The sequence below is a fragment of the Kineococcus sp. NPDC059986 genome (genome assembly GCF_040702905.1).
In the GTDB taxonomy this organism is placed as follows: domain Bacteria; phylum Actinomycetota; class Actinomycetes; order Actinomycetales; family Kineococcaceae; genus Kineococcus.
In genome coordinates this window covers 170,801-190,471 of sequence record NZ_JBFBND010000002.1, presented here as the reverse complement: position 1 = coordinate 190,471, position 19,671 = coordinate 170,801, and the positions used below count along the sequence as shown (strand labels likewise).

The following is a 19,671-nucleotide window of genomic DNA, read 5'->3' as shown; positions in this document are numbered from 1 at the left end:
GTGCCGTGCCCACGGTTCACCTGACCCAGGACGACGCCGCCGACGACCTGCTCTCGCGGGACCCGCTGGCCCTGCTGCTCGGCATGCTGCTGGACCAGCAGGTGCCGATGGAGTGGGCGTTCTCGGCGCCGAAGCTGCTGGCCGAGCGGATGGGGGCCTCGACGCTGTCGGCGCACGACCTCGCCGCGGCCGACCCCGGGACCGTCGAGGCGTGGTTCAAGGGACCGCCGGCGCTGCACCGCTACCCGGGGTCGATGGCCAAGCGGGCCCAGGCCCTCGCCCAGGCGCTCGTCGACACCTACGACGGGCGCACCGAGGACCTGTGGACGGGCGTCGCCGACGGTCGCGAGCTGTTCACACGGCTGTCCGCGCTGCCCGGGTTCGGTGCGCAGAAGGCCAAGATCTTCGTCGCGCTGCTCGGCAAGCGCTACGAGGTGCAGCCGCAGGGCTGGCGCGGGGCCGCCGGCGACTACGGCGAGGAGGGGTCCTACCGCTCGGTCGCGGACATCGTCGACGCCGAGTCGCTGCAGAAGGTGCGCGCGACGAAGCAGGAGGCCAAGCGGGCCGCGAAGGCGGCCAAGGGGTCCTGACCGGTGCTGGGCGGGGCCCTCAGAGCGGCCCTCAGAGGGCCAGGACGTCCAGGTCGACGGCGCGCACGGGCCACAGGTCGAGGTCGAAGTGCACCCCGGGCAGCGCGTCGTTCAGCTCGGACTGCAGCCGGAACCCCTCGCTCGCGTACCGCGTGCAGGAGGAGGGGGAGTCCCAGCCGCACAGGTCGACGGGGTGGTGCTCGTCGAAGTAGGCCTGCCAGGACAGCAGACCCGTGCGCAGGTGCTCGTCCAGGCCCAGGTGGTCCAGGTGTGCGGGGCTGAGGACGAAGCCCCCGAGATCGGCCGGCGCCCACACGGGCGTCGGGGCCAGGTAGTCGCTCATGAGGCGCAATCGCTCAAGTCGCTGGAACGGCACGCGTCGAGGGTAGGCCCTCCCAGAGGGTGCTCAGCACCACGTGCTGGGGGTCCGCACGGTCTGCGCCGCAACGATTGCAACGACGCATCGTCGTAGTTGAGAGGTGGACCACGACACTCCCCGTCCACCGGGAGTCCACCCGCCCGTCACGCGGCCGTCGTCGGCGTCCGGGTGAACCGAGCAGGGCCTGGTGAACCCCGCGTCCCCTCGCCCCGTGTGTCCTGTGACACGGACGCCGCGACCGGCGGTGTCCCCGGCCCGAGGGGTCCCCGATGAGCAGCACCCGCACGACCGACCGTCCGCCGCCCGCGAGCGGCTCGCGTCCGCGCCGCCGCCGGCTGTGGATCGGGCTGGCGGTCCTCGTCGTCCTCCTCGTCCTCGCCGCCGTCGTCGGACCGCGGATCTACGCGGAGGTCGAGGGCGGCAAGGCCGCGGCGCCCCTCGTCAGCGCGGGCGCGACGCCGAGCGCGACCGCCACGGCGGCCTCCACCGACGCCACGCTCGACGGGTCGTGGGCGGTCGCGACCGGCGGCACCGCGGGCTACCGCGTCGCGGAGGTCCTCAACGGGCAGGACGTCACCGTCACCGGCCGCACGAGCAAGGTCACCGGATCGCTCACCGTCGACGGTGGGCAGCTCACCGCGGGGACGGTCGCCGTCGACCTCGCGAGCGTCGAGACGGACTCCAGCGCCCGCGACGGGCAGTTCCGCGGCAGCGACATCATGGACGTCGACCGCTTCCCGACCGCCGACTTCGCCCTCACGTCCCCCGTCCCGCTCGGCGGCCTCGACGTCGGCTCGACCATCGCGGTGCAGCTGACGGGGACCATGACCCTCAAGGGCACGACGCGCGACGTCACCCTCCCCGCCACCGTCGAACGGACCGCGCAGAAGGCCGTCACCGTGACGGGCTCGCTGCCGGTGACGTGGTCCGACTACGGGGTCCAGGCGCCGAACCTCGGGTTCGTCTCCGTCCAGGACGCGGGGACGATCGAGTTCTCGGTGCCCGCCGTCCCCGCCTGACCCCGGTCCGCGGAAGTGTCCCGGGCGAACCGGCGGATCCGCCGGATCGCCTGCGGGACAGGCCTGCTGGTCCCTAACCTGCAGGCATGTCGTCCGCGGGAGCGGTGGACCCGCTGCTCCTGCGTGCGTGGCAAGAGGTCTCCGAGGGAACCATCGTGCTCGACGCGCAGCAGTGGCGCGTCGAGCACGTCAACGCCGTCGGCGCCGCGATCTACGGCCTGACCCCCTCGGAGATGGTCGGCCTGCTGCTGTCCGACGTGTTCCCCGCGGCGGTCGGCAGCGACTTCCACGCCGAACTGCGCCGGACGCGGGCCGAGGGCGGGCTCGTCACCTGGACCGGCCCCGTCCCCGGCACCGACCGCTGGATCGCCGTCCGGGCCCAGCGCGTCGACGGCACGGACGACCGGCGCACCGTCCTGTGCTCCTTCCGCGACGTCACCGCCGAGCGGGCGCTGGGGATCGAACGCGACGCCCTCCTGCAGTCGCTGCAACGGTCCCTGGAGCACACGACCCGGCTGCTGCGGCTGTCCGAGGCGCTCACCACGACTCGCACGGTCTCCGACGTCGCCGCCGTCGTGGCCGAGGCCGCGCGGGACGGGTTCGCCGCCGCCTACGCCGCCCTGTCGATCGTCGACCACGAGCGCCGCCTGCTGCGCACCCCCTTCACCGGCCGCTACGCGCCGGGGGCGCAGGAGTACTGGCAGGACCTCCCGCTGGACGGTGTGGGGCCCGGGCTGCTCGCCCTGCGCGACGGGCAGCCGCGCTTCGACGACGAGACGAGCCTGCGGACGCGGTTCCCCGAACTGGCCCAGCGGTGGGACGTCTCGCAGGCGCGCTTCGTCGCCACCGTGCCGCTGCTGGCGGGGGGCCGGTCCGTGGGGCTGCTCACCGTCGTCTGGCGCGAGGACGTCGACCTGCCCGAGAGCCAGCGCGCCATGCTCATCGCCCTCGCCTCCTACACGACGCAGGCGCTGCAGCGCGCGCTGCTCCTGGCCGAGCGGACCGCCACCGCCCGGACGCTGCAGAACTCCATGCTGACGACGGACCTGCCCCAGGCCGGCGGTCTCGAACTCGTCGCCCGGTACGTCCCGGCCCACACCGAGGAGCAGGTCGGCGGCGACTGGTACGACGGCGTGCTGCTGCCCGACGGCACGACGCTGCTCGTCATCGGCGACGTCGCCGGGCACGACATCACCGCGGCCGCCGAGATGGGCCAACTGCGGATCGCCCTGCGCGCCCTGGCGGTCGACCGCGACGACCCGCCGGCCCTGCTCCTGGACCGGCTCGAGGCCGTCGTCGACTCCTTCCGGACCGACGCGATCCTCGCCAGCTGCCTCGTGGCCCGCGTCGAGCAGGACGCCGACGCCCGCGCTGCCGGCGTGCGGACCGTGCGGTGGGCCAACGCCGGTCACCCGCCCCCCGTCCTCGTGCTCGACGACGGCACCGCCCGCGTCCTGGACGCCGACCCCGACCTCCTCCTCGGCGTCGGGGGCGGCCACCGCACCGACCACGTCGTCGACGTCCCCCTCGGGGCCACGCTCCTGCTCTACACCGACGGTCTCGTCGAACGCCGCGCCGAGGACCTCGACGCGGGCATCGAGTGGTTGCGCAGCAAGGCCTCCGGGCTGGCCGGACCGGACCTGCCCACCGCCCTCGACGGCCTGCTCGCCGAGCTGTCCGCCACGGGCGCCGACGCGGGCGGCGACGACGTCGCGCTGCTCGCGGTCCGCTTCCACGCGCAGCCCTGACCTACGATCACGTGTCGTGAGCTCCCCTGAAGACCCCGCGTCGACCCCCGCCGAACCGGCGGACCGCGAACCCGTCGTCTTCGAGGGCCGCACGGGCGTCGTGCACCCCATCACCCGGTACTTCACGCCGGTGCTGCACCGCCCGTGCACCCCGGTGACGACGTTCGACGACGACCTCGTCCAGCTCGTGGCGGACATGTTCGCCTCGATGGACGCCGCCGACGGGGTCGGGCTGGCCGCCAACCAGATCGGCGTCGACGCCCGCGTCTTCGTCGTCGACTGCCCCGACGCCGAGACCGAGAGCACGGGCGAGAACGTCGTCGCCCACGTCGTGAACCCCGTGCTGCACCTGCCGACGGGCCGCAAGCGCCGCCTCGACCTCGACGGCGAGGGCTGCCTGTCGGTGCCGGGGGAGTACGCCGACCTGGCCCGCCCCGACACCGCCGAGGTCCGCGGCGTCGACGTCCACGGCGACCCCGTCCGGATCGTCGGCACCGGGCTGCTGGCCCGCTGCCTGCAGCACGAGAGCGACCACCTCGACGGCGTTGTCTACGTCGACCGCCTCCCGGCCGAGGAGCGCGCGGAGATCCTCGAGGCCGCGGGACTGCGGGCGCCGGCGTGATCGTCCTCGGCGTCGAGTCCAGCTGCGACGAGACCGGGGTCGGCCTCGTCAGCGAGGGCGTCCTGCTCGGCGACGCGCTCGCCTCGAGCATGGACGCCCACGCCCGCTTCGGCGGTGTCGTGCCCGAGGTCGCGGCGCGCGCCCACCTCGAGGCCATCGTCCCCGTCCTGCACGAGGCGCTGGAGAAGGCGTCGTTGCAGCTGTCCGACGTCGACGCGGTCGCCGTCACGGCCGGACCGGGCCTGTCGACGGCCGTGCAGGTCGGCCTCGCCTCCGCCAAGGCGCTCGCGTTCGCCCTCGACAAGCCGCTCTACGGCGTGCACCACCTCGCCGGCCACGCGGCCGTCGACGTGCTGGAGCACGGCCCGCTGCCGTCGCGGTGCGTCGCCCTCGTCGTCAGCGGCGGCCACACGTCGCTGCTGCTGCTCGGCGACCTCGGCCGCGACCCGATCGTCCACCTCGGCGACACGGTCGACGACGCCGCCGGGGAGGCCTTCGACAAGATCGCCCGCGTCCTCGGGCTCGGCTACCCGGGCGGCCCGATCGTGGACCGCGTCGCGCGTGACGGTGACCCGCACGCCATCGCCTTCCCCCGCGCGCTGTCCCGGCCCTCCGACCCCCCCTACGGGTTCTCCTTCTCGGGGGTCAAGACGGCCGTCGCGCGCTGGGTCGAGGCCCGCGTCGACGCCGGTGGGGAGGTGCCCGTGGCCGACGTCGCCGCGAGCTTCCAGGAGGCCGTCGCGGACGTCCTGACCCGCAAGGCGCTCGCCGCCTGCCGTGAGCACCGGGTGGGCACGCTGCTGCTCGTCGGCGGGGTGGCCGCGAACTCCCGCGTCCGGTCACTGGCCGAGGAGCGCTGCGCCGCAGCCGGTGTCGAGCTGCGGGTGCCGCCCATCCGGCTGTGCACGGACAACGGCGCGATGATCGCGGCCGTCGGGGACCTGCTCGTCCGCGCGGGCGCGCCCGCGTCCGGGCTGGACCTCGGGGCGGACCCGTCCGCGCCGCTGACGGGGGCGCTGCTCGCCGGTCCCTGGACCTGACGGCACTCTCCTCACAGGTCGTTCGTTGGGCGGTCGAGAGACTGCTCCCGGACGAAAGGCGTCGGACCCGTGGCCATCGACTACTCGAAGAACGCGAACACCCCCGAACCGCCCGCGGGCGGTGGAGGTGGGGGCGTCTCGCTCTCGAAGGTGACGCTGACCAAGTCCGCACCGAAGGTGTCGCTGTCGAAGTCCGGCGCGACCGGCGGGACGCTGCGCGTGCACCTGGCCTGGAACGCGCGTCCGGCCGCCGCCGCCCCCGCCTCGGGTGGCGGGTTCTTCTCCAAGCTCAAGGCCGCCGCGGCCCCGCAGTCGGGGATCGACCTCGACATCGGCGCGCTGTACGAGTTCACCGACGGGTCCAAGGGTGTCGTGCAGGCCCTCGGCAACGCCTTCCGCGACCGCGGCGCCGGCGACCCGATCGTGTGGCTCGACGGCGACGACCGGACCGGTGGCGGCGGGGAGAACCTCTTCGTCGACCTCGGCCAGGCGGCCCGCATCAAGCGGATCCTCGTCTTCGCCTTCATCTACGAGGGCGTGCCGAACTGGGCCGCCGCCGACGGCCTCGTGACGCTGCACCCCGCCTCGGGTCCGGAGATCGAGGTGCGCCTCGACGAGCACGACGACCGCTCGCCCATGTGCGCGATCGCCCAGATCACCTCCGACGGCCGCGAGGTGTCCGTCCAGCGCGAGGTGCGGTACGTGCAGGGCGGCCAGCAGGCCCTCGACGAGGCCTTCGGATGGGGCATGAAGTGGCGGACCGGGCGCAAGTGACGCCCTGACTCCTCCCCGCTCGCCGGTCCCAACGGCCGCGGGGTTTTGGATCGTTGGCACCTGGCTCCCGTTCACCGGAAGCGAGGTGCCAACGATTCGTCCCCCGGGCGGCTGCGCGGGACGGTTCAGGCGCGGGGGAGCGGGAGGGTCAGGACGGTCGCTCCGGCCTCGTCGAGCACCTCGAACCCCGTGGCGTCCGAGCGCAGGACGGCGGCCTGCATGTCGCACGTCAGCGCCTTCGCGCCCACCCCGAGGAACTCCCCGGCGGGCCGGGTCGCGCCGTCGGCCGTGAGGACGACGGCCCGGTAGGTCCGGCCCGCGGCGAACCCGGACGCCTCGAAGGTCACCTCGACGCCCCACGTGTGCGGGACGACGACCGCGGGGGCGTCCGCGCGCACCCCACCCGCGACGACCGTCACCGGCAGCCGCTCCACGGCGACCACCGGAGCCGGCTCCCGGCCCGCGACCTGCCACGTGACGCCCGTCGCCACCGCGGCCGCGACGACGGCGGCCGCAGCCGGGACGAGGAGGATGCGCACCCGGCGGGACCGGGCGGCACGGCGTTCGCGCCGGTCGCGCAGCACGGACTCCTCGCGCACGGCGGCCACGACGCGCTCGCCGAGGTCGCGCGGCGGGGCGCTCCGCCCCGGCATCCGGTCGAGGTCGACGAGCTGCAGGTCCTCGCGCAGCGGGGCGAGCTCGGCGAGCTCGGCGCGGCAGGAGGGGCAGCCGTCGAGGTGGGCCTGGACGCGCGCGGCGTCGGCCGGGGACGTCAGCCCGAGGGCGTGCAGGCCGAGGAGCTCCCGCAGCTCACGGTGCTCCCGGTCGGGATCGCTCACGGTTCCACCCCCATCTCGTCCATCGCCACCCGCAACGCCTTGAGCCCGTAGAAGACCCGGCTGCGGACCGTCCCCACCGGCACCCCCAGCTCCGCGGCGACCTCGGCCGGCGCGCGGTCCCGCAAGTACGTCTCGACGACCGCCGTCCGGTGCTCCGGGGACAGCCGCCGCAACGCCTCCTCGACGACCCAGCCGCGCAGGACCTCCTCGCCGGGGTCCCCGCCGACGGCCCCCGGGGTCACGTCGGTGACGTCCGCCACGAGGGCACCCTGCCAGGGTCGCGCCCCCGCCGCCCGCACGTGGTCGAGCAGGGTGTTGCGGGCGATCGCGAAGAGCCAGACCCGCAGGCTCGCGAGCGCCGGGTCGTAGCGGTCGGCCGCCCGCCAGGCCCGCAGGAACGTCTCCTGCACGACGTCCTGCGCGGCCGTGGCGTCACCCAGCCCGCGCAGCGCGAACCGGTAGAGCTCCGCCCCGTGCGCGGCGTAGGCGCGCGCGACGTCGGCCTCGTCCCGCAACCCGTCGCGCGGGGTCGCCTGCGGTGTCGCGTCCTGTACCGCCGAGCCTCCGCGCCGTCCTTGGCGCCGTCCCATGCTCCTCCGTCCGTCCTGCTGCCCACCTCACCCGGGGCCGGGTCCGGCAGACCCCCTCAGCCCGCCGGACCCGGCGTTCCTCCGGGTCAGGACAGGCGCAGCGCCAGGTCGGTGACCTTGGCGTCGAGCGTCCCGATCGGCGTCGCCGCCCCCGTGAGGAGCGAGACCCGGTACAGCTTCGAGCCCTTGGCGCCGGGGACCGCGAGGTACCCGGTGGTGCCGGTGATGTCGAAGCCGACGCTGCCGGAGACGTCGACGCCGAGCTTGCCGGTGGGGGCGAGCGTGCCCGAGTTCGCCGGGGACTGCACCGCGACGACGTCGTCCTTCGTGCCGACGACGAACAGCGTCGTCGCCGTGGCCGGGTCGGTGTCGTTGTTCGTGTAGGCCGCGGCCGTGACGCCGGTCGTGGTGCCGGCTGCCGGCGGCGTCGTCAGCGCCGTGTCGGCGACGGTGGCGGGGTAGCCGGCGTCGGTGCGGGCGAAGGACTGCCGCAGGTTCTGGCCGCTGTCGGAGACGATGCGCAGCGCGTTGGCGACGGGGTTGAAGTCGACGCCGAACGCGGTGCCCTGCAACGCGACGGTCAGCTGCAGGACCTTCGTGGCCTGCGCGGCGTGGACGTCGAGGCGGTACACGCCGCCGCGGTCGCCGACGCCGTAGACCTGACCGTCCTGGACGCGGGCGTCGATGCCGACGAGCTTGGTGTCGCCGGCCAGGCCCTTGAGGGCGCCCGTCGTCTTCACGGACCCGGCGGTGGCGGTGGAGAACGTCACGAGGCGGGTGCCGTCGACGAGGCCCACGGCGCGGGGCGCGTCACCGCGCCCGTGGCCGGACCCGCCCGAGCCGGCGGACGCGGCGGTGGCGGAGCCCAGGCCGACGAGGCCGACGACGGCGGCGGTGGCGGCGGCGGTGATCGCGGTACGAGGTCGCACGGGGTTCCTCCAGGGTTCCGGTGCCCGGCGGGTGCCGGGTCGGGGGTGTGTACGCGCCCCGCGGCTCCCACGTTCACCGTGGCGCGGATCCTGCGGCGGGCGACCCGCAACGCGCCCGCAACCACCGACGGCTAACCTCGTCGCGTACCGCGAGAGCAGGCTGTCGAGGAGGACGACCGTGACCACGCAGCAGGACCCGTCGACGACCCAGCCCACCGCGCAACGGCCCGTGCCGCCGAGCCCCGAGTTCGCCGCGCAGGCCGTGGCGCAGGCCGACCTCTACGACCGGGCCGCGGCCGACCGGCTGGGTTTCTGGGGCGAGCAGGCCCGCGAGAACGTCACGTGGGACACCGACTTCACCGACGTCCTGGACTGGTCGGGGGCACCGTTCGCGAAGTGGTTCGTGGGCGGCAAGCTCAACGTCGCCGTGAACTGCGTCGACCGGCACGTGGCGGCCGGGAACGGCGACCGCGTCGCGCTGCACTTCGAGGGCGAACCCGGTGACACCGCCACCGTCACCTACGCCGAACTGCACGAGCAGGTCCAGCGCGCCGCGAACGCGCTGCAGGGCCTCGGGGTGCAGGCCGGCGACCGCGTCGCGATCTACCTGCCGATGCTCGTCGAGTCGATCGTCGCGATGCTCGCCTGCGCCCGGCTCGGTGCGGCGCACTCGGTGGTGTTCGGGGGTTTCTCCGCCGACGCCCTGAACTCCCGCATCAACGACGCCGAGGCCAAGCTCGTCATCACGTGCGACGGGTCCTACCGCCGCGGCAAGCCCACGACGTTGAAGCCCGCCGTCGACGCCGCCCTGGCCAAGGGGGCGCCGAGCGTCACGAACGTGCTCGTCGTCCGCCGCAACGGCGAGGCCGTCGACTGGGTCGAGGGCCGGGACGTCTGGTGGCACGAGGCGCTGGAAGCCGCTGCGCCGCAGCACGAGGCGGAGGCGTTCGACGCCGAGAACCCGCTGTTCGTGCTCTACACCTCCGGGACGACGGGCAAGCCCAAGGGCATCCTGCACACCTCCGGCGGGTACCTCGTCCAGACCGCGTACACGACGAAGAACGTGTTCGACGTGAAGCCCGAGCGCGACGTGTACTGGTGCACCGCCGACATCGGCTGGGTCACCGGGCACAGCTACATCGTCTACGGCCCCCTCGCCAACGGCCTCACGCAGGTCGTCTACGAGGGAACCCCGGACACCCCCGACAAGGACCGCTGGTGGTCCATCGTCGAGAAGTACGGCGTGACGGTCCTCTACACCGCCCCCACCGCGATCCGCACCTGCATGAAGTGGGGCGAGGAGTACCCCGCCCGCCACGACCTGTCCTCGCTGCGCGTCCTGGGCAGCGTCGGGGAGAACATCAACCCCGAGGCGTGGAACTGGTACCGCCGGGTCATCGGTTCCGACCGCACACCCATCGCCGACACCTGGTGGCAGACCGAGACGGGCGCGCAGATGATCGCCCCGCTGCCGGGGGTCACCGCGCTCAAGGCCGGGTCGGCGCAGGTCCCGCTGCCCGGGATCGTGGCCGAGGTCGTCGACGACGCGGGCGAGCCCGTGGGGCCCGGCCAGACCGGGTACCTCGTCCTCACCGAACCGTGGCCGGCGATGCTGCGCGGCATCTGGGGCGACGAGCAGCGCTTCAAGGACACCTACTGGGCACGCTTCCCCGGCCGCTACTTCGCCGGTGACGGCGCCAAGCGCGACGAGGACGGCGACATCTGGCTGCTCGGCCGCGTCGACGACGTCATGAACGTCTCCGGGCACCGGCTGTCCACCGCCGAGATCGAGTCCGCGCTCGTCTCCCACCCCGACGTCGCGGAGGCCGCCGTCGTCGGGGCCACCGATGAGACGACCGGGCAGGCCGTCGTCGCGTTCGTCATCCTCCGCGGCGGGCACGAGCAGGGCCCGGACACCGTCGCGGACCTGCGCAACCACGTGGCCAAGGAGATCGGGCCCATCGCCAAGCCGAAGTCGATCATGGTCGTCGCGGAGCTTCCGAAGACGCGGTCCGGCAAGATCATGCGCCGCCTGCTGCGCGACGTGGCCGAGCACCGCAAGCCCGGCGACGTCACGACGCTGACGGACTCCTCGGTCATGGACGCCATCTCGGCGGGGATGACCGCCACGCCTGCGGACTGACGCGCAGGACCGGTTCGACACCTCCACCGCACCCCCTCCTCCGGCCGACGCGCCGGGCGAGGGGGTGCGGCAGGGTGGAGGGGTGCCCCGCGACCACCGCCCCCGCAGCACCGCCGCGCTCGCCGGGACCGTCGCGGTGACGGGGGTCGTGGCCGTGGGAGCGGCCGTCGTGGCGGCCCCGGACTGGTTCGGCCTGGCCGGGCAGCGCCCCTTCGTGTGGACCGTCCCGTTCCGGGTGCCCGTCGGGTCCGCCCTCGCGGGGGTCGCGGTGCTGACCGGTCTGGTCGGGCTGCGGTGGCGACGCGCCCTGCCCGCCGCGACGGCGCTCGCGCTGGCCGCGGCCGGATCGCTGGGGACGACCGCCGCCCGGGGCCTGTCGGCCGGGGAGCTGCCCGCCGTTCGCGCCGGGGACGTCACCGTGCTGGCCGCCAACGTCTTCCTCGCCCGCGCCGACCGGGAGGGCGTGGCCCGGATCGCCGTCGACGGCCGGGCCGACGTCGTGTCGCTGCCGGAGTCGACCCGGGAGTACGCCGACGACGTGGCCGCCCGCATCGAGGCCGCGACGGGCACCGGGGTGCAGATCTTCTTCCGCGACGACCGCGACGGCCGCTTCGGGACGGCGCTGCTCGTCTCCGACCGCCTGGGGGAGTACCGCGGGACGGGCGAGCTGACCGACGGGGTCAAGGCCGTCGTCACCGCCGAACCCGTCACGGGCACCGGGCCGGTCCTCGCCGCCGCCCACACCGCGGCACCGGTCCCCGAGCTGCTCGGACCGTGGGCCACCGAGGTGCAGGCCGTCGCCGACTGGTGCGCCCGCACCCCCGGCGCCCTGCTCGCGGGTGACCTCAACGCGACCCTGGACCACCCCGGCCTGCACCTGAGGGGCTCGTGCGTCGACGCGGGCGAGGAGACGGGCACCGGCGCGCGGGGCACGTGGCCCGCGGGCCACTCCGCGTTGCTGGGGGCCACGATCGACCACGCCCTGGCCGACGGGAACCGTTGGCGGGTGGTGGGATCGCGGGTCGAGCCGATCCCCGGCAGCGACCACCGCGCCCTCCTCTCCCGGTGGCGACCGGTCGCCTGAGAGGTGCCCCCGTTGGGCCGAACGGGCGAATCCGCGCTGCGGTCGCGTCGTTCTCGTGCGAACCGCTCCACCACAAGGTTGAGAGCCGTAGGGTCGTCCTGGTCGTCGCTCGTCCCCCTGTACGAGAGCGACCCCTGCGCCGCCGTCGGTCCCCCCGCCGACGGCGGCGCGCTCACCCTGGCGGTGCACCGCACGGCCGGTGCTCCTAGGGTTCTCCCCGGCGCCCCGTCTCCCGCGCGGGTAGCGCGACCGGGCCTAGGAGGATCTCGATGACCACCCTGAACGACCGCGGTGTCGGCGCACCCGAGCGCACGATCGGTCAGCTCGTCGCCGACGCGACGAAGGACATGACCGAGCTCGTCCGGTACGAGATCGCCCTCGCGAAGGCCGAGATCACGACCGACGTGAAGAACGGCGCCTTCGGTGGCGCCCTGTTCGCCGTCGCCGGCCTCTTCGGGTTCGTCGCCTTCGTCTTCCTCGGCATCACCGTCGCCTTCGCGCTGCACGAGGGCGCCGGCTGGGACGTGTGGCTGAGCTTCCTCGTCGTGGCCGCCGCGATGCTCGTCGTCGCCGGCATCGCCGCGGGCATCGGCTTCGGCCGCATCAAGAAGGTCGGCCCGCCCGAGCGCACCATCCGCACGTCGAAGGAGAGCATCGCCGCCATCAAGGCCGCGGCGACCGGCAAGCCCGTCTCCAAGACGATCACCGGCTCCTCGAGCGCCCGCGGCATCGGGCACTGAGCGACCGGCCCGCCACGCGAGCGGCCGCCACCGACGTCTCGGCCGTCCTGGTCGAGGGTCCGTGGCGGCACCGCCTCGTGGCGGCCCACGGGGCGCGCTTCCACGTCGCCGAACTCGGTGACGGGCCGCTCGTCCTGCTGCTGCACGACTTCCCGCAGTTCTGGTGGGCCTGGCGGGCCCAGCTGGTCGCGCTCGCCGCGGCCGGCTACCGCACCGTCGCGATGGACCTGCGCGGCTACGGGGCCTCCGACAAGCCGCCGCGCGGGTACGACACCCCGACGTCGGCGGCCGACGTGGCCGCCGTCGTCCGGGCCCTCGGGGAACGCGACGCCGTCGTCGTGGGCCTCGGGATCGGCGGTCGCACCGCCTGGGCGCTGCCCTCCCTGCACCCCGACCAGGTCCGCGGTGTCGTCGCCGTCGGCGCCGGCCACCCCCTCCTGACCCGGCACGTGCTGCGCGACCGCCTCGGTGAGCGCACCGGCCTGACCACCACCCGCACCGCCCTGGCCCGGCAGCTGCCCGCGCTGCCCGAACGCTCCCTCGTCCACGGCGACGGCGTCGCCCGCGTGCTGCGGGAGCGGTCCGGCCCCGGCTGGCCGGGCGAGGAGGACGTCGCCCGCTACCGCGAGGCCGTCCGCGTGCCGTTCGTCGCGCACTCGGCGCTGGAGTACCACCGCTGGATCGCCCGCTCGTCCGTGCGCGCCGACGGCCGCCGCTTCGCCGCCGCCCTGCGCGACGGTGTCGACGTGCCCGTCCTGCAGGTGCGCGGTGGGCTCGACCCCACGGTGTCCCGCGCGACGCTCGAGGCCGGCGCCCGCTTCGCCCGCGGCCCCCACCGCATCGAGGAGGTGCCCGGCGTCGGCCACTACGTGCCCGAGGAGGCCCCCGCGCGCCTGGCCACCCTGCTCGCCGGGTGGCTCGCCCGCTGGTGACGCCCGCGCCACCGGCGGTGGGCTCGTTGACGCATCCGGCTCAACTGGTGAGCCCGTCGACGCTACGACCCCGTCGGGTCGGCGACCTCGAGGTGAGCTCGCTGACGCTCCCGGCTCGACCAATGAGCCGGATGCGTCAACGAGCCCACCATGGCGGGCGGTCACTCCCGCGCGCAGCCCCCGGTCCCCACGGCGGCGGTGCGCGACCCCGCCTGCGCCAGCACGGCGTCCAGCTCCTTCGGCGTGAGCGCGTACCCGGTCTGCGCGTCGTCGAGGGACTTGGCGAACACGACCCCGGCGACGCGGCCGTCCTCGGTGAGCAGCGGCCCGCCGGAGTTCCCGGGCTGCACGGTCGCGTAGAGGGAGTAGACCTCGCGCAGCACGTCGGTCGTGTCGAAGATGTCGCGGCCCTGCGCCTGCAGGACCTGCCGGATCCGGGCCGGTTCGGCGCGGTACGGGCCGTCGAGGGGGTACCCGGCGACGACGGCCGCGTCCCCCGCGGCCAGCTCGTCCGTCCTCGGCAGGGGGGCGACGTCGAGGCCCGGCACGTCGAGGACGGCGAGGTCGCGGCCCGCGTCGAAGGCGACGACGGTGGCCCGGTACCGACGGGAGGACCCGCCCGGCTGCACGAGCGGTTCGGTGACCCCCGCGACGACGTGCGCGTTCGTCACGACCCGGGCGTCGTCGCCGAGGCGGGCGGCGACGAACCCGCTGCCCTCCAGCCCGCGCTGGCAGCTCTCGGCGACTCCGGTGATCTTCACGACGGCCGGCAGTGGTTCCTGCAGGGCCTGCGGCGCCTGACCGGCGGGCGCTTCGGCGGGCGCGATGGGTTCGGGGTCGAGCCCCGTGAAGACGCGTGGGAAGCCGCTGGCCTGCGCCGCGGACCAGAACCGGGTGAGCAGGTCGTCGGCCACGGGCGGCACGGCCCGGTCGGCGGCGGCCACGACGCGCGAACCCGTCACGGCCTGCACCACCGAGGGGATCGGGGCCTGCCGGGCGGCCCCGGCGACGACCCAGACGACGAGCAGGGTCGCGACGGCCGCCGCGACCGCCCCGAGCAGCGCGTCGAGCAGGCGCGCGGGCTTCCAGCGGACGACCGAACGCAGGCGTGACGCGACGAGTCCCAGCACGACCCGCCCGACGACCGCGAGCGCGACCGTCCCCAGCACCACGGCGAGCGTGCGCTGCAGTCCGGTGTCCCAGCCGGTGACGACGCGCGGCAGCACGGCGACGCCGATCGCGGCACCCCCGACGAGTCCGACGAGGTTCGCGACGCCGACGACGAACCCCTCGCGGTAGCCGGCGACGACCTGCGCGAGCAGCAGCAGGAGCAGGACGAGGTCGAGGACGGTCGAGCTGGTCACGCGCTCGCCCCCGCCCACCGCAGCGCCTCGTCGAGCGTGATCGTGGCGGGGTCCACCGGTGACGGGGGACGCAGACCGCCGAGGGCGAGGACCCGCACGAGCACCTCCGCGGTGAACCCCCACACGAGCAGGCCGCGGACGGCGAAGGCCGGGCCGGTGTAGCCGCCGGGTCCGCGCAGGCGTCGTTCGGCGGCGAACAGCTCGGCCAGCGGGATGCTCTCGACCCGCGCCACCTCCGACGGGTCGACGACGCCGACGGGGCCGCGCTGCCGCCAGTGCGCGACGACGGGCGTGACGCGGTGCCCGGAGTGGGCCAGGCCCAGCGGGGGCAGGTCCCCGAGGACGTCGACGCCGGCCGGGTCGAGCCCGGTCTCCTCGACCGCCTCGCGCAGGGCAGTGGCGGCCGCGTCCGCGTCCCCGGGGTCGGCGCGGCCGCCGGGGAAGGCGACCTGGCCGGAGTGCTGGCGCAGCGTGCCGGCGCGTTCGGTGAGCAGGACCTCCGGTCCACCCGCGCCGTCCCCGAGGAGCACGAGGACGGCCGCCGGGGTGGAGTTCCCGGCCAGCCCCCGGTCCTCGCGCCAGTGCAGTTCCACGGTCGTGACGTCCGGGAGGCGGGCGGCGAGGGGGACCAGCCAGTCCGGCAGCGGTGCGCTCACGCGAGCGCCGGCTGCTTGACGAGGGCCGCGGCCTTGACGGGGTCCATCTCCCCGATGCCGGCCGAGGGGCACAGCCGCAGCACCGGGCACGCCCCACAGGCCGGGCGACGGCTGTGGCACGTGCGCCGGCCGTGGAAGATCATCCGGTGGTTGAACATCGTCCAGTCCTTGCGCTGGATGAGCTCGGCCAGGTCCGCCTCGACCTTCACCGGGTCCTCGTGGGTCGTGAACCGCAGCCGCCTCGACAGCCGTCCCACGTGGGTGTCGACGGTCAGCCCGGGCACCCCGAACGCGTCCCCCAGCACGACGTTGGCCGTCTTGCGCCCCACCCCGGCGAGCCGGACGAGGTCCCGCTGACGCGGCGGGACGAGCCCGTCGTGCTCGGCCACGAGCTGCGCGGCGAGCTTGAGGAGGTTGTCGGCCTTGGCCCGGAAGAACCCCGTCGGCTGGATCAACCGCTCGAGCTCGTCGCGGTCCGCGCCGGCCAGGGCGGTCGCCGTCGGGAAGCGCGCGAAGAGCGCGGGCGTGACCTGGTTGACGCGCGCGTCGGTGCACTGGGCGGACAGGACGGTCGCCACGAGCAGCTCGAAGGGCGTCGTGAAGTCGAGCTCGCAGTGCGCGTCGGGGTAGCGGTCGGCGAGGAGCCGGTGGACGCGCCGGGCCCGGCGGGTGCGGGCCAGCTGCGTCTCCACCTGCGTGCTCACCGTGGCGAGACTACGGGCGGTCCGCGGGCTGCGCCGTGACCGGGGACTCCCGACGGGTGACGGCACACCACCGGGAGGGTGAAGGTCCGTCAAGCGGTCCCGGACCTGCGACGACACGGCTGTCATGGCACCGCGCGACTCCGACCCCACCGAGCTCCCTCCCGTCCCGTCCCGGGACGTCCTGGAGGCCGTCCTCGAGAGCCGGCTGGAGCCCGTCCTGTCGTGTGTGCTCGCGGCGGCGGACGAGCTGAGCTGCCGGCAGGGGGTCCGCGTCGAGCTGGCCGAGCTCCCGCTGCCCGCGTTGCGCCGTCGACGGGGGCTGCTGCAGGAGGAGGTCCGGCGGGTCCAGCACTGGTACCGCCTCGTGCGGGCGCGCCGGGACCTGCTCGTCGCGACGGCCTGCGGACCGGAGGAGCTGCACGTCCCCGTCGAGGCGGCCACCCACGGCGGGCCGCTGGAGCACCACCTCGACCCCGTCGAGGACGCCCTCGACCCGGGCCAGGGTCTGCGCGGCCTGCTGCTGCTCGACCGTCCGATCCGCGGTGGGGGACTGCCCGAGCAGCTGCACGAGCTGGCCGACGCCCAGATCAGGTTGACCGAGTACGAGAACGCCCTCCTCGCCGAGCTGGCCGTCGCCACGGACGTGCTGGCCGAGCGCTGCCGCACGCTGTTCCGACCCACGGCCCCCTGACGGGGGACGGGCTCGACGGTCGCATCCGGGCCGCGTGGGGCAGACTGTCCACCGCGCGTGTCCCCAGTGACGCGCGTCACTGGACTGCAGGACGCGTCACGGGAGGTCGTCGGTGGAGCACGAGGTCGAGCGCGGGACGGACGTCGACCGTGCCCTCGAGCGTGGCACCGACCGCTCCGGTGACCGCCTCGGGGACGTCGTCCGTCGCGCGCCGTTGTTCGCCGCCCTCGACGACGAGGCCGCCGGTGAGCTGCTGGAGTCGATGGAGTCCGTCCACGTCGACCGGGGTCAGCAGCTCTTCGGCGAGGGGGAGGCGGGAGACCGCGTCTACGTCGTCCGCACCGGCAAGATCAAGCTCGTCCGCAGTTGGCCGGACGGGCGGGAGAACCTCCTCGCGGTCCTCGGGCCGGGGGAGATGTTCGGCGAGCTGTCCCTCTTCGACCCCGGACCGCGCACCAGCTCGGCCCGCGCGGTCTCCGAGTCCGAGCTCATCGCCCTCGGCCACGACGACATGCTGCGCTGGCTCGCCCGCCGCCCGGAGGTCGCGCGCCACCTGCTGCGGGCCCTGGCCCAGCGGTTGCGGCGCACGAACGTGGCCCTGGCCGACCTCGTCTTCACCGACGTGCCCGGTCGCGTGGCCAAGGCCCTCCTCGACCTGTCGCGCCGGTTCGGCCGCCCCATCGCCGACGGCCTGCTCGTCGCGCACGACCTCACGCAGGAGGAGCTGGCCCAGCTGGTCGGCGCCTCCCGCGAGACGGTGAACAAGGCCCTGGCCGACTTCGCCTCCCGCGGCTGGTTGCGCCTGGAGGCGCGGGCCGTCGTCCTGCACGACGTCGAGCGGCTGGCCAAGCGCGCCCGTTGAGCCGGCCGTCAGGGGTGCTGGGCGAGGAAGTCCAGCTGGGCCCTGATCGACTGCGCCGCAGCCCACTTCAGGTTCCCCTCGAGCTCGCCGTGGACGGCGGTGACGACTTCGTCGACGCCCCGGTGCCCGGCCGCGAGGGCGGCCCGCACCTGCTCGAGGCGCGCCAGCCGGTGCGCGCGCTGCGCCGTGAGGGCCGTCCGCGGGTCGCGCAGCACCGGGCCGTGCCCGGGCAGGACCACCGAAGCGTCGAGGGACAGCAGGAGGTCCAGGGACCGGAGGTGGTCGGCGAGGGAACCGCCCTGCTCGACGCCCTGCTGGTGGCCCGTGGCGATGACGGTGCTGCCCCGGCCGAGCAGCGTGTCACCCGTGAGGAGCTCCCCGGAGTCCAGGAGCACGCAGACGGAGTCCGACGTGTGGCCGGGGGTGGCCAGGACCTCCAGGCGCAGTCCGGCGACCTCGTGCTCGCCCGCCGACCGGACCACGGGGCCGGGGTGCTCGGCGAGGAACGCGTCGAGCCCGCCGACGTGGTCGTGGTGCCGGTGCGTGCCGACGACCAGCACCACCCGGCGCCCCGCCAGGACGGCAGCGATCGCGGCCCGGTGCGCGGGGTCGTCCTCGCCGGGGTCGACGACTACGGCCTCGTCCGACCCGGGCGCGGACAGCACCCAGGTGTTCGTGCCGTCCAGGGTCATCGGGCCGGCGTTGTCCTCCAGGACGCAGGTGGCCCGGTCGGTGACCGGGCCACCCGTCCACCGGGACGGCACGGGGTCAGGAGCGGACACGCACCGTGATCTCGACCTCGACGGGGGAGTCCAGCGGCAGGACCGCCACCCCGACGGCGCTGCGCGCGTGCTGGCCGGCGTCGCCGAAGACGTCGCGCAGGAGGTTGGAGGCGCCGTTGACGACGGCGGGCTGGCCCGTGAAGGACGGGTCGCTGGCGACGAAGCCGACGACCTTGACGACGCGCTCGATGGCGTCGACCCCGCCCGCGACGCTCGCGGCGGCCGCGATGGCGTTGAGGGCGCACGTCGCGGCGAGCTGCTGCGCGGTCTCCGGGTCGACGTCGGCGCCGACCTTGCCCGTGACGGCGAGCTTCCCGTCGACGAACGGCAGCTGGCCGGACGTCAGGACGAGGTCGCCGTCACGCGTCGCCGGGACGTAGGAGGCCACCGGGGCGGCCACCTCCGGCAGCGTCAGCCCCAGCTCGGCGAGGCGCTGCGAGGCGCTCACGGCTTGGGCCGCTTGAGGTAGGCGACGAGGCCGTTGCCGTCGGGGCCGGTGACGACTTGGACGAGTTCCCAGCCGTCACTGCCCCACTGGTCGAGGATCTGCTTCGTCGCGTGGACGATCAGCGGGACGGTGGCGTACTCCCAGGTGGTCATGGCGGCCACCGTAGTGGCCGCCCACGACACGACCCAGGGGCGCCGTCAGACGACGGCCGCGACCTCGGCCTGCTCCGGTGCCGTCGTGCCCGAGCCGGTGACCTCACCGGCGGCGGCGCTGAGCGCGGCGTCGCGGGCGGTCTCCAGCAGGCGGCGCCAGGACTGCACGTTCGGCCGGCGCTTGAGCAGCGCCCGCCGCTCGCGCTCGGTCATGCCGCCCCAGACGCCGAACTCGATCCGGCTGTCCAGCGCGTCCGCGAGGCACTCGGTGCGCACGGGGCACCCGCCGCAGATCTGCTTCGCGCGGTTCTGCGCCGAGCCCTGCACGAACAGGTCGTCCGCCGTGGTCGCCTTGCACGCCCCACGACTCGCCCATTCCAACGTCCAAGCCATCGACGGCCCCTCCCGTCAGCGTCCTCGCCGGCCTGGAGCCTGGTGGCCCCGGTTCCCCCCGGTTCGGAACGATCCCTGTGAATCTCCGTGAGTGCCCACGAGTGGGCACACCCGCAGCGTATGGTCGGCCTCGCGGCCACTCCTAGAGCCTCTTGTGAGGAACTGGCGTAGTCACTTCGGGCTAGTCCCC

Annotated in this window: 23 protein-coding genes; 12 read left to right on the top strand and 11 right to left on the bottom strand. The window is 74.8% G+C overall.

What is annotated here, in order from left to right; translation table 11 throughout:
* Positions 1-5 precede the first annotated feature (5 nt).
* Positions 6-590, top strand: a complete 585-nt coding sequence (locus AB0637_RS02945) for an HhH-GPD-type base excision DNA repair protein (protein ID WP_366169662.1) — start codon at positions 6-8, stop codon at positions 588-590.
* 31 nt (positions 591-621) lie between these two features.
* Here the strand turns inward: AB0637_RS02945 and AB0637_RS02940 are convergent, their stop codons facing one another.
* Entirely contained in the window at positions 622-966 is a 345-nt protein-coding gene (locus AB0637_RS02940; protein ID WP_366169661.1) for a hypothetical protein, read from the bottom strand.
* Positions 967-1,238: 272 nt separating this feature from the next.
* On the opposite strand from AB0637_RS02940, the gene AB0637_RS02935 reads away from it, so the two are divergent.
* The 5 genes from AB0637_RS02935 (at position 1,239) to AB0637_RS02915 (ending at position 6,172) form a co-directional block, all read left to right on the top strand.
* The gene (locus AB0637_RS02935; RefSeq protein ID WP_366169660.1) at positions 1,239-1,988 is read left to right on the top strand and encodes a YceI family protein; all 750 of its coding nucleotides are present in this window, start codon (positions 1,239-1,241) and stop codon (positions 1,986-1,988) included.
* Positions 1,989-2,074: 86 nt separating this feature from the next.
* The gene (locus tag AB0637_RS02930) at positions 2,075-3,736 is read left to right on the top strand and encodes a SpoIIE family protein phosphatase (protein ID WP_366169659.1); all 1,662 of its coding nucleotides are present in this window, start codon (positions 2,075-2,077) and stop codon (positions 3,734-3,736) included.
* 100 nt (positions 3,737-3,836) lie between these two features.
* Complete coding sequence (def, locus tag AB0637_RS02925; protein ID WP_366169754.1) at positions 3,837-4,358, top strand: peptide deformylase; 522 nt, start codon at positions 3,837-3,839, stop codon at positions 4,356-4,358.
* Positions 4,355-5,398, top strand: a complete 1,044-nt coding sequence (gene tsaD / locus AB0637_RS02920; RefSeq protein WP_366169658.1) for a tRNA (adenosine(37)-N6)-threonylcarbamoyltransferase complex transferase subunit TsaD — start codon at positions 4,355-4,357, stop codon at positions 5,396-5,398. Before def ends, tsaD begins: the two co-directional genes overlap by 4 nt.
* A gap of 69 nt (positions 5,399-5,467) precedes the next feature.
* Positions 5,468-6,172, top strand: a complete 705-nt coding sequence (locus tag AB0637_RS02915) for a tellurium resistance protein (RefSeq protein WP_366169657.1) — start codon at positions 5,468-5,470, stop codon at positions 6,170-6,172.
* Between the two features lie 125 nt (positions 6,173-6,297).
* On the opposite strand, the gene AB0637_RS02910 is transcribed toward AB0637_RS02915, so the two are convergent.
* From AB0637_RS02910 to AB0637_RS02900, 3 genes are all read right to left on the bottom strand, one after another.
* Positions 6,298-7,011 (bottom strand): anti-sigma factor, encoded by a 714-nt coding sequence (locus tag AB0637_RS02910; protein ID WP_366169656.1) that lies wholly within the window; start codon positions 7,009-7,011, stop codon positions 6,298-6,300.
* Positions 7,008-7,601 (bottom strand): sigma-70 family RNA polymerase sigma factor, encoded by a 594-nt coding sequence (locus AB0637_RS02905; protein ID WP_366169655.1) that lies wholly within the window; start codon positions 7,599-7,601, stop codon positions 7,008-7,010. The genes AB0637_RS02910 and AB0637_RS02905 overlap by 4 nt, the downstream gene beginning before the upstream one ends.
* Before the next feature lie 86 nt (positions 7,602-7,687).
* Positions 7,688-8,530, bottom strand: coding sequence for a DUF4394 domain-containing protein (locus tag AB0637_RS02900; RefSeq protein WP_366169654.1), 843 nt, complete (start codon positions 8,528-8,530; stop codon positions 7,688-7,690).
* 178 nt (positions 8,531-8,708) lie between these two features.
* On the opposite strand from AB0637_RS02900, the gene acs reads away from it, so the two are divergent.
* From acs to AB0637_RS02880, 4 genes are all read left to right on the top strand, one after another.
* The gene (gene acs, locus AB0637_RS02895; protein ID WP_366169653.1) at positions 8,709-10,673 is read left to right on the top strand and encodes an acetate--CoA ligase; all 1,965 of its coding nucleotides are present in this window, start codon (positions 8,709-8,711) and stop codon (positions 10,671-10,673) included.
* 82 nt (positions 10,674-10,755) lie between these two features.
* On the top strand, positions 10,756-11,757 hold the full coding sequence (locus tag AB0637_RS02890) for an endonuclease/exonuclease/phosphatase family protein (RefSeq protein ID WP_366169652.1): 1,002 nt from the start codon (positions 10,756-10,758) through the stop codon (positions 11,755-11,757).
* 269 nt (positions 11,758-12,026) lie between these two features.
* Positions 12,027-12,497, top strand: a complete 471-nt coding sequence (locus AB0637_RS02885) for a phage holin family protein (RefSeq protein WP_366169651.1) — start codon at positions 12,027-12,029, stop codon at positions 12,495-12,497.
* 77 nt (positions 12,498-12,574) lie between these two features.
* The gene (locus tag AB0637_RS02880) at positions 12,575-13,429 is read left to right on the top strand and encodes an alpha/beta hydrolase (RefSeq protein ID WP_366169650.1); all 855 of its coding nucleotides are present in this window, start codon (positions 12,575-12,577) and stop codon (positions 13,427-13,429) included.
* Positions 13,430-13,590: 161 nt separating this feature from the next.
* Here AB0637_RS02880 and AB0637_RS02875 read toward each other — a convergent pair whose 3' ends face one another.
* From AB0637_RS02875 to nth, 3 genes are read right to left on the bottom strand one after another with little or no spacing between them, the layout of a single operon-like run.
* Entirely contained in the window at positions 13,591-14,793 is a 1,203-nt protein-coding gene (locus tag AB0637_RS02875) for a MarP family serine protease (RefSeq protein WP_366169649.1), read from the bottom strand.
* Positions 14,790-15,449, bottom strand: coding sequence for a CoA pyrophosphatase (locus AB0637_RS02870; RefSeq protein ID WP_366169648.1), 660 nt, complete (start codon positions 15,447-15,449; stop codon positions 14,790-14,792). The genes AB0637_RS02875 and AB0637_RS02870 overlap by 4 nt, the downstream gene beginning before the upstream one ends.
* Positions 15,446-16,153 (bottom strand): endonuclease III, encoded by a 708-nt coding sequence (gene nth, locus AB0637_RS02865; RefSeq protein WP_366169647.1) that lies wholly within the window; start codon positions 16,151-16,153, stop codon positions 15,446-15,448. Before nth ends, AB0637_RS02870 begins: the two co-directional genes overlap by 4 nt.
* Before the next feature lie 124 nt (positions 16,154-16,277).
* Here nth and AB0637_RS02860 point away from each other — a divergent pair, with 124 nt between their 5' ends.
* Positions 16,278-16,844: a hypothetical protein gene (locus tag AB0637_RS02860; protein WP_366169646.1), complete on the top strand. Its 567-nt coding sequence runs from the start codon at positions 16,278-16,280 to the stop codon at positions 16,842-16,844.
* Between the two features lie 214 nt (positions 16,845-17,058).
* The gene (locus AB0637_RS02855; RefSeq protein ID WP_366169753.1) at positions 17,059-17,706 is read left to right on the top strand and encodes a Crp/Fnr family transcriptional regulator; all 648 of its coding nucleotides are present in this window, start codon (positions 17,059-17,061) and stop codon (positions 17,704-17,706) included.
* Between the two features lie 8 nt (positions 17,707-17,714).
* On the opposite strand, the gene AB0637_RS02850 is transcribed toward AB0637_RS02855, so the two are convergent.
* Genes AB0637_RS02850 through AB0637_RS02835 form a run of 4 tightly spaced genes read right to left on the bottom strand, consistent with a single transcriptional unit; the run spans position 17,715 to position 19,481 of the window.
* On the bottom strand, positions 17,715-18,488 hold the full coding sequence (locus AB0637_RS02850) for an MBL fold metallo-hydrolase (protein ID WP_366169645.1): 774 nt from the start codon (positions 18,486-18,488) through the stop codon (positions 17,715-17,717).
* Positions 18,475-18,936 carry a RidA family protein gene (locus AB0637_RS02845; protein ID WP_366169644.1) on the bottom strand — a complete coding sequence of 154 codons (462 nt, stop codon included), beginning with the start codon at positions 18,934-18,936 and terminating at the stop codon, positions 18,475-18,477. Before AB0637_RS02845 ends, AB0637_RS02850 begins: the two co-directional genes overlap by 14 nt.
* Positions 18,933-19,088 (bottom strand): DUF4177 domain-containing protein, encoded by a 156-nt coding sequence (locus AB0637_RS02840; protein WP_366169643.1) that lies wholly within the window; start codon positions 19,086-19,088, stop codon positions 18,933-18,935. Before AB0637_RS02840 ends, AB0637_RS02845 begins: the two co-directional genes overlap by 4 nt.
* Positions 19,089-19,133: 45 nt before the next feature.
* Positions 19,134-19,481, bottom strand: a complete 348-nt coding sequence (locus AB0637_RS02835; protein ID WP_366169642.1) for a WhiB family transcriptional regulator — start codon at positions 19,479-19,481, stop codon at positions 19,134-19,136.
* Positions 19,482-19,671: the final 190 nt, after the last annotated feature.

What these genes read in the sequence shown, in the direction of transcription:
- AB0637_RS02930 (WP_366169659.1), top strand. Translation starts at nt 2,075, where the DNA reads ATGTCGTCCGCGGGAGCGGTGGACCCGCTGCTCCTGCGTGCGTGGCAA.
- AB0637_RS02835 (WP_366169642.1), bottom strand. Translation starts at nt 19,481, where the DNA reads ATGGCTTGGACGTTGGAATGGGCGAGTCGTGGGGCGTGCAAGGCGACC.
- AB0637_RS02885 (WP_366169651.1), top strand. Translation starts at nt 12,027, where the DNA reads ATGACCACCCTGAACGACCGCGGTGTCGGCGCACCCGAGCGCACGATC.
- AB0637_RS02935 (WP_366169660.1), top strand. Translation starts at nt 1,239, where the DNA reads ATGAGCAGCACCCGCACGACCGACCGTCCGCCGCCCGCGAGCGGCTCG.
- AB0637_RS02860 (WP_366169646.1), top strand. Translation starts at nt 16,278, where the DNA reads ATGGCACCGCGCGACTCCGACCCCACCGAGCTCCCTCCCGTCCCGTCC.
- AB0637_RS02905 (WP_366169655.1), bottom strand. Translation starts at nt 7,601, where the DNA reads ATGGGACGGCGCCAAGGACGGCGCGGAGGCTCGGCGGTACAGGACGCG.
- AB0637_RS02840 (WP_366169643.1), bottom strand. Translation starts at nt 19,088, where the DNA reads ATGACCACCTGGGAGTACGCCACCGTCCCGCTGATCGTCCACGCGACG.